Origin of the sequence: Rothia sp. SD9660Na (assembly GCF_030064065.1) — a bacterium.
GTDB lineage: Bacteria > Actinomycetota > Actinomycetes > Actinomycetales > Micrococcaceae > Rothia.
In genome coordinates, this window is the sequence record NZ_CP125946.1 from 177,630 (window position 1) to 191,637 (window position 14,008).

14 protein-coding genes are annotated in these 14,008 nt (G+C 58.5%); 10 read left to right on the forward strand and 4 right to left on the reverse strand.

From position 1 onward, the window contains the following. Positions 1 to 5 precede the first annotated feature (5 nt). The 3 genes from QM007_RS00965 to QM007_RS00975 are packed head-to-tail and all read left to right on the forward strand — an operon-like array spanning position 6 to position 1,667. A complete protein-coding gene (locus tag QM007_RS00965) occupies positions 6 to 839 on the forward strand; it encodes an HAD-IIB family hydrolase (RefSeq protein ID WP_283490161.1) in 834 nt (277 codons plus the stop codon). 28 nt (positions 840 to 867) lie between these two features. Further along, positions 868 to 1,422 (forward strand): glycerophosphodiester phosphodiesterase family protein, encoded by a 555-nt coding sequence (locus QM007_RS00970; RefSeq protein ID WP_283490162.1) that lies wholly within the window; start codon positions 868 to 870, stop codon positions 1,420 to 1,422. Between the two features lie 20 nt (positions 1,423 to 1,442). Further along, positions 1,443 to 1,667 carry a glycerophosphodiester phosphodiesterase family protein gene (locus tag QM007_RS00975; protein WP_283490163.1) on the forward strand — a complete coding sequence of 75 codons (225 nt, stop codon included), beginning with the start codon at positions 1,443 to 1,445 and terminating at the stop codon, positions 1,665 to 1,667. A gap of 99 nt (positions 1,668 to 1,766) precedes the next feature. Here QM007_RS00975 and QM007_RS00980 read toward each other — a convergent pair whose 3' ends face one another. The 3 genes from QM007_RS00980 to QM007_RS00990 all read right to left on the reverse strand — a co-directional run bounded on the left by QM007_RS00980 (position 1,767) and on the right by QM007_RS00990 (position 4,979). After that, positions 1,767 to 3,113, reverse strand: a complete 1,347-nt coding sequence (locus tag QM007_RS00980; RefSeq protein ID WP_283490164.1) for a uracil-xanthine permease family protein — start codon at positions 3,111 to 3,113, stop codon at positions 1,767 to 1,769. 159 nt (positions 3,114 to 3,272) lie between these two features. After that, the gene (locus QM007_RS00985; protein WP_283490165.1) at positions 3,273 to 4,175 is read right to left on the reverse strand and encodes a nucleotidyl transferase AbiEii/AbiGii toxin family protein; all 903 of its coding nucleotides are present in this window, start codon (positions 4,173 to 4,175) and stop codon (positions 3,273 to 3,275) included. A gap of 21 nt (positions 4,176 to 4,196) precedes the next feature. Continuing rightward, the gene (locus QM007_RS00990) at positions 4,197 to 4,979 is read right to left on the reverse strand and encodes a type IV toxin-antitoxin system AbiEi family antitoxin domain-containing protein (RefSeq protein ID WP_283490166.1); all 783 of its coding nucleotides are present in this window, start codon (positions 4,977 to 4,979) and stop codon (positions 4,197 to 4,199) included. Between the two features lie 279 nt (positions 4,980 to 5,258). On the opposite strand from QM007_RS00990, the gene QM007_RS00995 reads away from it, so the two are divergent. Genes QM007_RS00995 through mnhG form a run of 6 tightly spaced genes read left to right on the forward strand, consistent with a single transcriptional unit; the run spans position 5,259 to position 11,877 of the window. After that, the gene (locus tag QM007_RS00995) at positions 5,259 to 8,378 is read left to right on the forward strand and encodes a Na+/H+ antiporter subunit A (protein WP_283490167.1); all 3,120 of its coding nucleotides are present in this window, start codon (positions 5,259 to 5,261) and stop codon (positions 8,376 to 8,378) included. Positions 8,379 to 8,381: 3 nt separating this feature from the next. Next, on the forward strand, positions 8,382 to 8,894 hold the full coding sequence (locus QM007_RS01000; protein WP_135012253.1) for a Na(+)/H(+) antiporter subunit C: 513 nt from the start codon (positions 8,382 to 8,384) through the stop codon (positions 8,892 to 8,894). A gap of 9 nt (positions 8,895 to 8,903) precedes the next feature. Next, on the forward strand, positions 8,904 to 10,520 hold the full coding sequence (locus QM007_RS01005) for a Na+/H+ antiporter subunit D (RefSeq protein ID WP_283490968.1): 1,617 nt from the start codon (positions 8,904 to 8,906) through the stop codon (positions 10,518 to 10,520). Then, on the forward strand, positions 10,517 to 11,101 hold the full coding sequence (locus tag QM007_RS01010) for a Na+/H+ antiporter subunit E (protein WP_283490168.1): 585 nt from the start codon (positions 10,517 to 10,519) through the stop codon (positions 11,099 to 11,101). Before QM007_RS01005 ends, QM007_RS01010 begins: the two co-directional genes overlap by 4 nt. Continuing rightward, complete coding sequence (locus QM007_RS11030; RefSeq protein ID WP_349361491.1) at positions 11,098 to 11,517, forward strand: MrpF/PhaF family protein; 420 nt, start codon at positions 11,098 to 11,100, stop codon at positions 11,515 to 11,517. Before QM007_RS01010 ends, QM007_RS11030 begins: the two co-directional genes overlap by 4 nt. 3 nt (positions 11,518 to 11,520) lie before the next feature. Continuing rightward, a complete protein-coding gene (gene mnhG / locus QM007_RS01020) occupies positions 11,521 to 11,877 on the forward strand; it encodes a monovalent cation/H(+) antiporter subunit G (RefSeq protein WP_237222104.1) in 357 nt (118 codons plus the stop codon). Between the two features lie 138 nt (positions 11,878 to 12,015). On the opposite strand, the gene QM007_RS01025 is transcribed toward mnhG, so the two are convergent. Then, positions 12,016 to 13,497 carry a peptide MFS transporter gene (locus QM007_RS01025; RefSeq protein ID WP_283490169.1) on the reverse strand — a complete coding sequence of 494 codons (1,482 nt, stop codon included), beginning with the start codon at positions 13,495 to 13,497 and terminating at the stop codon, positions 12,016 to 12,018. Between the two features lie 179 nt (positions 13,498 to 13,676). On the opposite strand from QM007_RS01025, the gene QM007_RS01030 reads away from it, so the two are divergent. Then, complete coding sequence (locus tag QM007_RS01030; protein ID WP_237187352.1) at positions 13,677 to 14,006, forward strand: rhodanese-like domain-containing protein; 330 nt, start codon at positions 13,677 to 13,679, stop codon at positions 14,004 to 14,006. Positions 14,007 to 14,008 lie beyond the last annotated feature (2 nt).

A 14,008-nucleotide genomic window follows, 5' to 3' on the forward strand; every position in this document is an offset into this window, starting at 1 on the left:
AAAGCATGATTAAACTGATTGCCAGCGACCTGGACGGCACCCTCATAGGGAGTGATTTCAGGTTCCGCCCCCGCACTCTGCGGGCCCTGCACGCGGCGGCGGACGCTGGCGTCCGTATCGTCTTTGTGACCGGCCGCCCCCTGCGCTGGATGGCTCCCGTGCTGGAGCAGCTGGGCGAGGAGTGGAACGGCGAGAACTCTTTTGCTTTCTGCTCCAACGGTGCGGTCACGTTCGATATTGCCCGCTCGCAGGTCGCTGCCACCCGCACGATGAGCGGCAGCGAGGTGCGCGCGTTGCACGCCGATATAGAAGAAGTCTTCCCCGGCGCTCTTTATATCGCTGAGACCCTGGAGCATGTCTACGTGCAGGGAACCTATGACCCGCATGCCCAGGAAGACACCAGCAAGGTGGTTGAGGGGCGGTTGGAAGAGATTCTCGCGCCCGACGCTGAGGTTGTTAAGTACCTGCTGTTCCGGGATGGCGCGGTACCTGCCGACCTGCTGGCCCGCGTGCAAGAGATTGTGGGGGAGCGGGCCTCTGCAACCCGCTCTGCCCCCTACCAGCCCCTGGTGGAAATTGCCCAGCGGGGGCTGAATAAGGGCCGGGTGCTGGCTGACTTCGCGGTGTCGCTGGGCATTGGCCCTGATGAGGTGGCTGCTTTTGGCGACATGCCCAACGACTACGAAATGCTGGACTGGGCAGGCCACGGCTACGTCATGGCCTCGGGCCTGCCGGAACTCAAAGACCGGGTGGGGCGTATCTGCCCGGGGTTTGAAGAGGACGGCGTTGCCCAGATTATCGAGCGCATGCTGGCTGAACGTGAGGGGCGCCAGGCCTAAGTTACTGGTCGGTAATATACTGATTCTTATGCCTTCACACGCATTTTCATCGTCTTCACCTGACCGCACCCAGATTTATGCCCACAGGGGGTTCGCCATAGGGCAGGCTGAAAACACCGAAGGAGCTTTCCGTAGCGCCCTCGATGCCGGGGCTCACTGGCTCGAAACCGACGTGAACACCACTGCGGACGGCCAGGTTCTGGTCTTTCACGACCCCACCCTCAATCGCTTAGTGGGCCGCCCCGGTCGGGTGGCTGAGATGACCTGGGAGCAGCTGCGTGACCTGAACCTGGTGGACGGTGGCCAGATTCCCCGCCTGCGCGATATGCTCGAGGCTTTCCCCGAGGCCCGCTTCAATATTGACCTTAAGGACGCCGGTTCGGCGGCTGAAGTTGCGCGGGTGCTGGTAGGTGCCGGTGCGGTAGAGCGGGTGCGACTGGCGTCCTTTTCGGAGCGCCGCCTGCGGCAGGCGCACCGGGCGGCCCAGAATCTAGGAGTGCAGATTCCCCTGAGCGCCTCGCAGCCGGCCTTCACTTTTTCTATGCCCTATCGCGCATACACCCTAGCCTGTGGAGTTTCTTGAGGCCGATAACTCGCAGATTTATGCTTCCCTTCGACGCGGTTCAGGTGCCGGCCTATCATCGGGTAGCGGGCCGCCACCTGCGCATTGTTGACTGCAAGCTGGTGGCTGCCGCCTGCCGGGCCGGGGTAGAGGTGCACGTGTGGACGATCGGCGATGAACGCACCATGCGGGAACTTATCGCCCTGGGGGTCAACGGAATCGTCACTAACCGCACTGATCTGCTCGCGGGCGTCCTCGCCTCCTAGCCGCAACAAGGGGACCGCAAAATCAAAAAGGGACCGCATAATATGCGGTCCCTTTTTGGAAATCTGGTCCCCGTGCAAGCGCTCCGAGCAGGGGAGAGGCTAGTGCACGTCTCCCTTAGCCTCGGTCGGGGTCAGCGGCTCCGGGTGGGCCCTCGACGCCTTATTGAGTGCCGCCATCAGGTGGTAGACCACCAGGGTCGCGGCAGTACCCAGGGCAATACCGGCGAACTGTAGGTCGCCAATATCCCAGGTGTAGTCGGCGATACCCACAATCAGGGCCACGGACGCAGCGGTCAGGTTGACCTGGTTCGAGAAGTCCACGCGGTTCTCAACCCAGATACGCACACCCAGCATGCCAATCATGCCGTAGAGCACGGTGGCAGCGCCGCCCAGCACACCGGCAGGCACAGACGCCACGGCCGCACCGAAAACCGGGAAAATCGAGAGCAGGACGGCGAAAATCGCAGCAATCCAATAGGCAGCGGTGGAGTAGACCTTGGTAGCTGCCATAACACCGATGTTTTCGGCGTAGGTGGTGGTACCCGAACCGCCGCCGGTACCGGCTAGGGTGGTGGCGAGGCCGTCCGCCATGAGGGCGCGGCCGGAGTACTTGTCGAGGTTATCCCCGGTCATCAGGGCAACGGACTTTACGTGACCGATGTTCTCGGCAACCAGCACCAGAATGACGGGAATGAAGAGGCCGGCCAGGTTCCAGTGGAACTCGGGGTGCTGGAAATGCGGCAGGCCAATGAGGCCCTGCTCGACCCAGGTCTTTTCGATGGTGGTGAAGTCAACCTCGCCACGCAGCACGGCGGTGATGTAGCCAATGATGACGCCCAGCAGAATTGACAGGCGGCCAATCATGCCCTTGAAGAGTACCGAAATGAGGATGATGGAGCTCAGGGTCACCAGGGCGGTCACGGGCGCTTCCATGAAATTGTTCTTGGCGGACGGCGCCAGGTTGAAGCCGATCAGGGCCACGATGGAGCCGGTGACGACCGGGGGCATGAGCTTGGTCAGCCAGCCGGTTCCGACGACCTGAACAATCAGGCCAACAATGAATAGGGAGACACCTGCCATGACGATACCGCCTAGGGCGCCGCCGGGACCGTACTGGTTAGTGGCAGCTGCCAGGGGCGCGATAAAGGCGAAGGATGAACCCAGGTAGGAGGGTACGCGTCCTGCGGTGATGAGCAGGAAGAGCATGGTGCCGATGCCTGAGAAGAAGAGGGTGGTGGCCGGCGGGAAGCCGGTCAGCAGGGGCACCAGGAAGGTCGCACCGAACATAGCGACCACGTGCTGGGCGCCGATACCGATGGTGCGGCCCCAGGTGAGGCGTTCGAGGGGGCGGACGACCCCGCCCGGGGTGATGTTCTTGCCGTCGCCGTGCAGCGACCAGGCGAGGCCAAGCTGTGAGCCCTTGTGGGGCTGGGAACCGTTAGACATGAGATGCTTTCGCAGTGTGTGGGTAAATCGTCCTTATTTTACGCCGTGGAAGGGGCGCACGGACGCCCGTTAGCGGGGAAAGCGGTGTGATTTAGGTAGAGACGCGTGTTTTGGTGCCGCTTTTATTTTCCTCTGGGAAAAATGAGTTTTGGCTGATCTTTAATGCCAGGCTCCGGCTCGCCATATTTTTCCATTAACTTCACCTCGGATAGCAGGATCAATGAGGGCTTTAGCTATGCTTAGTGCCTCGTCATAAGACTCGGGTGCTTTCCCCTTCTTTACTTTTCGGTTCGTATATAAAGTCTTCCAGGAATCGGGGCAGAGTAGCCCTTCGGTATACCGCGTGAGTCCGCGTTCGAGACGCTCGGATTCTAAAGCCGTGTGAAGTTGGGCGCCGTCAATCGTTTCCGTTAACGCTATATGGACGATATCAACCAAATCTTTGACTCTAGTGCTTGGATTCTCTTTGCCCAACTGCTCATAGGTTTGTATCGTGGCAGCTACCTTGTCAGCTAAATGATCTACTATCGGGTAGAGCAAAATCAGTGGAAGCTCTGTTTGTAAAGCATCTTCAAGCGGTTGTGCGCGTCTTTCTTCTAGCTCACCGGTCACCTGGCAACCTACCACTACATCAATTGAAATGGGGTTGGGGACTCTTCGACCAAACTCATTCAGAAGGTGAACCCGAATGCTTGTGCTCTGCCGGTTACCTGCAACCGTTATACGGCCAGGGTCGCTTTCACATTCGAAACTGATATCAAACGGCGCAGTTGATATCTCTTTGAGGGCCTCTTTGAACTCTTCAACTGCTTTCTGGATATCTTCCGCACTCTGATTAAAAATATCCAGATCACGAGTAGCTCTTGCGTCAGGGTCTCTCCAGACGAGGGCCGTGCCACCCTTCAATACCCATCTCTTATCTGTATTTGCGAAGATGCGGGCGAGCACAATACTGCGATGATAGTGTTCTACCCGTTCGGCTTTAGAAATCGTTGCAAAATGCCCTCTGCCACCATTAGCAGAAGCTCTACCCTGGCGATAACTTCTCGGCTCATGATTCATCTGTGGTCTCCTACGGTTCTGCTACTTTTCCGGAAAGCGAGGTCTTGGAGTGGGGTAGTTTTCTGTGATGTTGTGAAGCATTAGTTCAAGCTGCTGGCTCCATATCTTTGCTACCTGTTCGCTGATGCCCGGGAAATTCTGTCTAGCTATATCCTGGGCAAAACTTGCTTGCTCCACTTCATTTGACGCTGCTGAAAATAGGGCTGAAAAAATATCTGACCCGTTGATTCCATAGACCTTTTCGAAGCGGGCAGATTCCTTGTGTAGTCTCTGCCAATCAATATCAAGGTTCTTTTGAACCGCTCCCAGCAGCAGAGCGCTGATGTGTTCTAGTTCTTCGCCATCGGCTAGTAAATCAAGCACGGTGCGAGTAACTGTAGTTATTCGTATCCCCTGTACTGTTGCAAGATCATCGGCAGGAATCGTCCGTACCCGGATATGGAGGTCATCCGCCCTTGATTGTTTCCGGTGCGGGGAGAAGAACTCATGTTTGTAGGTCATGAGGTTGCCGACTCCAAACACATGCGCGGCTGATGAGGTTGCTGCCACGGCGCATACATTGTCAGCCAGTCGCTCTGCTACTGTTTTGGCCGGATCAAGTGAAAGCCAAGCCGCCCGTAGATCTTCGAGGTTGTCGCTCTGAAATGGCTCCGTGGAATAAACCCCTCTGCGTACCTGACGGATTCTGCCTGCCTGTGCTAGACGATGGACCTTCAAACGTGCCAGGCCCAGATTTTCGGCCTGTGCAGTAGTGAACAGGCCGTACTGCTCAGCTGCAATTTCTCTTACTTCCTCAAAAGCCATACTTCAATTGTTGCACATAATGAAACATATGCAGCTATTGCATGAATAAAGATGAAAGAGTGGCATAGCGTATGGTCGTACTTGCGCCAAAAAATGGGAAATATGTATCAGGGTTTGTACCGTGCGAACCGTTCAGAAATAAATGAAATATTACACTCTCTATGAGATGGGGGTCATCGACAGGTAAACTAAGTATGCCTACTCTTTAAAGGAGAGACCTTTGCCGTCCTAGCCTCGTGCCTGACGGCTCCCACCGCCGCCGACCCTAAGGGCCGATACGTGACCATAGTTCTAGCGCTTTTCCTGCTTGTGTCCATAGTGACCCCCTGGCTCTACCGCCGCCTGGGCACATCCACCTTCTACCTACTAGCTGCGATTCCCGCCGCTGTGTTGGCTCTGGTGCTGACCAAAACCGGCCAGATTCTCGGCGGTACCCCCTGGAACGAGAGCTACCAGTGGATTCCCGAGCTGGACATGGCGCTGACCTTCCGTATGGACACCCTCTCGTGGGTCATGAGCCTGCTGGTGCTTGGCGTTGGCTCCCTGGTGCTCTTCTACTGCGCCAGCTACTTCAAGCACTCCACCGGCGATAACGGCCAGTTTGCGGCCTACCTCTTCGGTTTTGCCGGTGCTATGTTTGGCCTGATTACCGCAGATGACTTCATTCTCATGTTCATCTTCTGGGAAATCACCACCATTCTCTCCTACCTGCTGATTGGCTACTCCCGCCACCGTCTCTCTGCCCGCCGTTCCGCCCTGCAGGCCCTCACCGTCACCACCGCAGGCGGTCTGGCAATGCTGGTGGGCATTGTCATTTTGGGCTACAGCCTGGGCACCTACTCCCTGGCTGAACTCGTGGAGCGGGGCCCCGCCGTTCTAGAAGCCGCTATCGACGGTCACGGCCCCCTGACCGTGGGTATGCTCTCTGCCGCCCTCGTGTTGATTCTCTGCGGTGCCCTTTCCAAATCAGCGATTTTCCCCCTGCACTTCTGGCTACCCGGTGCTATGGCCGCGCCCACTCCGGTTTCCGCCTACCTGCACGCGGCGGCTATGGTCAAGGCCGGTATCTACATTCTGCTGCGTCTGGCTCCCGGCTACGGTGAGGTAGAGATCTGGCAGAACGTCCTGATTATCTTCGGTGCCTTCACCATGGTTTTCGGCGGCTGGGCCGCCCTCAAGCAGACCGACCTCAAGCTGATTCTGGCCTACGGCACCGTCTCCCAGCTGGGATTCCTGGCCCTGGTGATTTCGGGCGGAACCCCGGACGCCATTTACGCGGCTATGGCGCTCATGGTGGCTCACTCCCTCTTCAAGGCAACCCTCTTCCTTTCGGTCGGTATCATCGACCACCAGTCAGGTACTCGCGATATTCATAAGCTCTCCGGCATCCGCCGCCGCGCTCCCAAGCTGGCTACTGTCGCTACCATCTCGGCGGCGTCCATGGCAGGCATCCCGCCCCTGGCCGGTTTCGTAGCTAAGGAAGCGGTGCTCGAAACCTATCTCTCCCACACCACCGGCTGGCAGGGGGCAACCACCTTCATCGCCATCGTCCTGGGCTCTATCCTTACTTTCGCCTACTCAGCCCGCTTTGTGTGGGGTGCCTTCGCCGTCAAGCCCTACGCCTACATGCACAAGGAAGGCGTCAAGTACTGCAAGGTCGAAAAGGGAACCGCCGACTTTGAAGAGGTCGACAATGGCGATATCGATATCAACACCCGGGCGCTAGAGCGTAACCGCCGCGGCCAGAAGCTCAGCCCCGACACCGCCTTCCACCCGGTCTCCTTCACTTTCCTCTTTGCCCCGGCGGTATTGACCGCCCTCACCATCGTCTACGGCCTTTACCCCGAACCGGTCCACTTCTTCGTCAAACCCTTCCTAGCGGCCTTCCCCGAGACCGCAGCCGAATTAGAACTGCACCTGGCCCTCTGGCACGGTGTCACCCCGGCTCTACTGACATCCCTGGTCATTATGGGTATCGGTGCCCTGCTCTTCATCTTCCGCAAGCAGATTGAAGAACTGCAGAAGGCCCTGCCCAGCACACCGGCGGCCTCCGTGGTCTACCGGGATACTATCGACGGGCTTGACCGCCTGGCTGTGTGGGTCACCGGTATGACCCAGCGAGGCTCCCTGGGCTTTTACCTGGGCGTCATTCTGATTACCGCGGTAGTGGTACCCTTCGCAGCCCTCTTCGTCAATGAGACACCACCGCTGGCCAACGTGCGTGTTTCTGAGTCCCCGGCCCAGTGGTCGATTGCCGTTGTCATGATCGTGGCCGCCCTAGTCGTGGTCTTCGTGCGCAAGCGCTTTTTGGCCATCATGATGGTCTCGGTGACCGGCTACGGCATGGCCATTCTCTTCGCCCTGCGCAGCGCCCCCGACCTGGCAACCACCCAGCTGCTGGTTGAAACCATTGTGCTGGTAGCCTTTGTGCTGGCTATGCGCGTGTTGCCCCGCCAGATTCCCCGCATCCGCTCCAAGGACGGCAAGGACGGCGCCCATAAGACCCTGCGCGTCATCATAGCCCTGGGCTTCTCGGCCCTGATGATGGCCCTGGCTATGTTCACCTTCTCGTCCCGCTCCCTCGCCCCGATCTCACTCGAGATGCCTCGTCTGGCCTACGAAATTGGCCACGGCTACAACGTGGTCAACGTGACCCTGGTCGATATGCGCGTCTGGGACACCTTCGGTGAAATCTCGGTGCTGGCCTTGGCCGCCACCGGCGTTGCCTCCCTGCTCTTTATTGAAGGACGCGCCGACTCGGCGTCCGCGCGCAGGCTCGACACCCAGGCGATGAAGAAAATCGAGAGCTCTTTCGCCAAGCGCACCCAGATTACTGTGGCCCAGCGCGTAGCGGGCCAGTTCTCCTCGGTTGAGCGCGACCCCTTCATCGTGGCAGGCCGCACCCTGCCCCCGGAATCCCGCTCGATTCTGCTGGAGGTTATGACCCGCCTGCTCTTCCACACCCTCATCATCGTCTCCTTCTACATGCTGATTGCCGGTCACAACCTGCCCGGCGGCGGCTTCGCAGGTGGCCTGATGGTGGGCCTGGCCTTTGCTGTGCGCTACCTGGCCGGTGGCGGTGCGGAACTGCGGGCAGCATCCCCCTTCTCCGCCGGTACCTTCCTTGGCGTTGGCCTGGGTATCGCTACCCTCTACGCCCTGGCCCCGGCCCTCTGGGGCGACCCCATCTTCTCCAGCTACGTGCTGGACTTCTGGCTGCCGGTCTTTGGCGACGTCCACTTCGTTACCGCCACCATCTTCGATATCGGCGTCTACCTGCTGGTCGTCGGCCTGGTGCTCGATATCCTGCGCAGCCTGGGTGAACGCATCGACCTCAAGCTGGTGGCCGAGCGCCGCAAGAAAGACAAGCAGGCCCGCGACAAGGCACGAAAGGCATAAACCATGATTATCGACCTCAGTCTGATCCTGGTCATGGGCGTGCTCTACGCCGTGGGGGTTTACCTGATTCTTGACCGCTCCATGACCCGCGTGCTCCTGGGCCTGATGCTCATGACCAACGCGACCAACATCCTAATCCTGCACGCGGGCGGCCCGGCCGGTCTAGCCCCCTTCTACAGCAAAGACATTGCCGCTGAAGACTACTCCGACCCGCTCCCGCAGGCCCTGATTCTGACCGCTATCGTGATTTCCTGCGCGGTAACCGCCCTGATTCTGGGTATTATCTACCGCTCTTGGCTGCTCTCTAAGGCCGATGAAATCACCGACGACGCCGAAGATATTCGCGTGGCCGGGCAGGAGGCCTTCGATAAGGAAGAGGACGCCGCTGCCGAGTTCGATGCTTCGGAGTTCGACGCTGACGAAGCGACCCGCGAAAAAGAATTTATTGAAGCAGAAGAGAAGAAGAAAATTAGCCAGACAAGCGCCCAGCAGACCGTGTCAAAGAAGGGGGACTAGCCCGTGGATATCGCTATCGCCCAGCTCGCCCCTCTCTGCATCATCATTCTCTTCCTGGCTGCCGCCGTCACCTTCGTCTCGAAGAAAGACAGTGTGCAGCGCGTCATCGCCTTCGCCGCGGTAGCTATCACCCTGGTTTTTGAGGTCCTGCTCCTGGCCTCGGTCTGGAACGCTGCGCCCCAGACCGTGCACCTGGCAGGCTGGGAGGCCCCCTTTGGTATCACCATGGTGGTGGATCAGCTCTCGGCTCTTATGCTGGTGGTTTCGTCCACTATCTCGCTGGCGGTGCTGGTCTTTGCTACCGGCCAGAACCTGCAGGACGAGGACGACGAGGTACCCATCTCGGTTTTCTACCCCACCTACCTGCTGCTACTGGCGGGTGTGTCGAACGCCTTCTTGGCGGGCGACCTCTTTAACCTCTACGTGGGCTTCGAGATCCTGCTCATGGCCTCCTACGTGCTGATTACCATGAACGCCAACACCCCGCGTATTCGTGCGGGCGTGACCTACGTGGTAGTTTCGGTTGTCTCATCCATGCTCTTCCTCACCGCTATCGGCTTTGTCTACGCCTCGGTGGGCACCATCAACATGGCCGACCTGTCACTCAAGCTGGGCACCCTGCCCGAGGGCACCCAGATGCAGCTGCACCTCATGCTGCTGATTGCCTTTGGTATCAAGGCTGCGGTCTTTCCGCTCTCCCTCTGGCTACCTGACTCCTACCCCACAGCCCCGGCCCCTGTTACCGCCGTGTTCGCGGGCCTGCTGACCAAGGTGGGCGTGTACGCGATTATTCGTACTGAAACCCTGCTTTTCCCCGAAGGACCCCTGGATACGCTTCTGGGGGTCGTGGCAGGTTTGACCCTGTTGGTGGGTATCCTGGGTGCCCTGGCTCAAGGTGACATTAAGCGTCTGCTCTCCTTTATCCTCATTAGCCACATCGGCTACATGATCTGGGGCATCTCGCTGGGCAACGAGCTGGGCCTGACCACCGTCGTCTTCTACATCGCCCACCATATCGTGATTCAGACCGGCCTCTTCATGGTGGTTGGCCTGGTGGAACGCCGGGCAGGCTCCACTAACGTGCGCCGCCTGGGTGGCCTGATGAAGACAGCCCCCGTCCTAGCCCTGCTCTACTTCATCCCCGCCATCAACCTGGGCGGTATCCCGCCCTTCTCCGGCTTCATCGGTAAGGTCGGTTTCATCGAGGCATCCGTAGAAAACGGCGGTGCCCTGGCCTACATCAACGCGGGTGTGGGCGTCCTGGTCTCCCTGCTGACCCTGCTGGCCCTAGCTCGTGTATGGAACAAGGCCTTCTGGCGCCCCGCCAAGGAAGCCGAAGAGCCCACCCCTGAGCTGGTTATGGCCGAGCACTCCGATGACCCCGCCCATTACGAGACCAAGCCAATTCCGGCCTCCATGATGGCCTCCACCGTCTCCCTGGTTGTGGTGGGTGTGCTCATCACCCTCTTCTCAGGCCCCCTCTTCCAGCTGGCAGATAATGCCTCAGATAACCTCTTTGACCCCGACATGTATATCAGCTCGGTCTTTGGCCCCGACGCCCCCAGCCGGGCCGAGTACCTGGAACAGCAGATTGTCGATAACCACTCCCAGGAGGTGAACCAGTGAAAAAGCCCGATCTCTCACGCGAGAGCTTGATTCACGCTATCCCGCCCTTCCTCTGGCTGATCTTTGTCTGGTGCGCCCTCTGGCAGGACTTTTCTCTGCCCTTCATCGCCTTCGGCGCGGTGCTGGCAGCCCTGACCATGTCGGTCTTCCGACTGCCCACCCTCTACCTCTCTAACCGCTTCAACATCTTCTACGCGGCGAGGTTTGTGGTGGAGCTCTTCTGGAACATCGCCAAAGCCTCGATTGAGGTCATGTGGCTAGCTGCCACCTTCCATCCGCCCCTGCGCAACTCGGTAGTGGCCGTACAGCTACGCACCCGCTCCGACCTGCTACTGACCGCCGTCTCGCACACTATGTCGCTGATTCCTGGCTCCGTGGTGGTTGAGGTAGACCGTTCCCTGTCGGTGCTCTACTTTCACGTGCTCAATACCTCCACCCCGGAGGAAATCGAGCGCTTCACCCGCCAGGTGGCTTACTTTGAAGACCTGATTATCAAGGCCGCCGGCAGCCGCGAAGAGTACGAAGCACTCAAACAGGACGAAGAAGCCGACCTCACAGCCAGCCGAAAGGAGCACGCATGACCTGGGTTATCTGGGCAACCGGCCTGATTCTCACCCTAGCCACCTGGGGCACCGTCTACCGCATCTGGAAGGGCCCCGCCCTGCTGGACCGCGTGCTCGCCAGCGACGTGCTGTTCTCAATTCTCACGGCCGCGCTCTGCGTGCTCATGATTTATACCGACAGCCAGTTCTTCCTGATTCTGCTGGTAGCCCTGGCTATGATTGGCTTCGTAGGTTCGGTGACTGTAGCCCGTTTTGCCGATAACTCCAAGGCGGACGAGAGCACCCCGGTTTCCCGTCTACATGAAGGACGCCCCCGCCGCCGCTCCCGCAAGAAGGGCAGCAAGTACACCGCCGGGGAGCTGGCAGAAGACACCGATAAGCAGGGGCACGATGGTGCCCACCCCGTGCGGGCAAGTAAGGATTTGGGGGAGTAAACCGTGAATCTTGATACCGTTTTCGATGCCCTGACCATCATCTGCATGATTCTAGGTGCCCTCATGTCGCTGGGCGCCGCTATTGGCTTGGTGCGTTTCCCCGACCTGCTCACCCGCCTGCACTCGGGTACTAAGCCCCAGGTTTTCGGCATGATTCTCATGCTGCTGGCTGTGGCCTTCCACTTCCGTTCCCTGGCGCTCCTGCCCGTACTGCTGGTTATCTTGCTCCTACAGATGCTCACTATCCCCATCTCGGGGCATATGATGGGCCGCTCCGGCTACCGCAACAAGCACTTCCGCAAGGACGACCTGCGCCACGACGACCTGCGCGCCCTGGTCGATGAGGTAGAGGGGAACTAGCGAACCTAACCTGCGGGCGTCCGTCCGCCTACCCCATTCCTGCAAGGGGACCAGAAAACCAAAAAAGGACCGCGAAATATGCGGTCCTTTTTTAGTTCTGCGGTCCCCTTTTCAGAAGAAGAGGGGAGAGCAAAGAAACTAGCGGATACCCGCCATCTTCTTCACAATCCAGCCATTGAGCGCCCAGAGGGCCACACCGATACCGATGGTTACAACACCCAGCGTGGTGAAGTAAGCGACCTCGGTCTCGAGCGAATAAAACTGACCCAGCCAGCCGGCCAGTACAGTACCCAGGGAGATGGAGGTGAAATAGAGCGCTACCATTGCTACACGATGCTTCTCGGGAGCCAGCTTTGTTGCTAGAGAAGACCCTACCGGTGAGATAGAGAGCTCACCCATAGTGCAGATAAAGAGAATCAGCACAATCCACAGGAAGTTTACGTTGGTATTGCCTGCCTGGGTAAGGAAGATAAGGAAGGCGATGCCAATGAGGATAAGAGCGATAGCAAACTTGACCGGGGTCGTGGGCTGACGATCGCCGAGCTTAGTCCACATGGCCGTGAAAATAGCACCAAAAATGATGATGAAGACCGGATTGATAGAGTTCATGAACTCGGGAGTGAGCTGTAGACCCAAGATATTCCAGTTGATACGTGACTCTGAGTAGACAGCCAATACGGTGAACTGCTGTTGGAAGAGAGCCCAGAAGGCCACGTTACCGATAAACATGGGAATGAAGGAGACTACACGAGAGTGCTCTTCGGAGCTCGTGAGCTTAGAGGTCAGCAAAGTGTAGAACAGCAGGGCGGCGCAGACCGCTACGGTGCACATAACCCAGGTTGCGAGGTTGGCGGGGTTGATGAGACCGGTGAAGACCAGAATGAGGATGACCGCAACGATAGCTACAGCCGCGAGAGAGTAATTCCGCTTTTCGTTACCAGTCAGGGGCTGAGAGAGCTGGTGGACGGACGCAGGTAGGTTCTTGCGCGTCAGCGAGTACTGGATGAGACCAGCAGCCATACCCAGAGCTGCCAAGCCGAAGCCAATGTGGAAGCCGTAGTTTTCACGCAAAATACCGGTGAGCATGGGGCCGAGAAGAGCGCCGATGTTCACACCGATATAGAAGATAGTGAAGCCACCGTCACGGCGGGGGTCGGTCTTGCTGTAGAGCGAGCCGACGAGCACCGAGGCATTGGTCTTAAGACCGCCAGAGCCAATGGCAACCAATACCAGGCCCGCGATTACGCCGGCAGCACCGGGTAGAATCGCCAGAGCGATGTGACCTGCCATGATGGCCCAGGCCGAGTAGTAGAGGGTACGCTCGGGGCCGAGCACTCGGTCACCCAGGAAGCCACCTACCACTGCCATGAGATAGACCATGCCGCCGTAGGCGCCCATAACACCAGCGGCTGATGCCTCGCTGAGCAGGCCTAGACCTCCGCGGTCGGCCTCCCAGTAGAGGTAGTAGAGCATGATGACCTGCATGCCGTAGAAAGAGAAACGCTCCCAGAGCTCTACGGAGAAAAGATTAGCCAGCATGCGGGGGTGGCCGAAGAAGCCCCGGTCGTTGGTTGAGGTGTCTGCTGGATTCGGCGGTGTTGCCGCGGGCAGAGTAGACATATCGACTCACTTATATAGATAGGAAAACCGCGTGTACACGGTATCTGTTCGGTAGGTAACGATACTCTTCTCAGCTGGCTTAGTTAAACCCGTCAGTCACTTTTCTTTAGGTTTAGGCTGCGGGGTATTAGAGTTAGTGGCGACAGCACTTAGATATTTTTATCGTGAAGGAGACCCTTATGAATGACGATTTACGCCAGGTAACCGTCGACGAAATCCCCGCAGACGCCAAGATTCTTGACGTGCGTGAAGACTACGAATGGGTAGAAGGCCACATCGAAGGTGCCCAGCACATTCCCCTGGGCGAGGTGCCCGAACGCTACGGCGAAGTTCCCCTCGACGAGGACGTCTACGTCATCTGCCGCGCCGGTGGCCGTTCCCTGCGCGCCGCAGCCTACCTGACCCAGTACGGTTTTGACGCCATCAACGTTATCGGTGGCATGGGTGCCTGGCAGGACGCCGAGAAACCCATGGTCTCAGAAAACGGCGAAACCCCGCAGGTTCGCTAGCT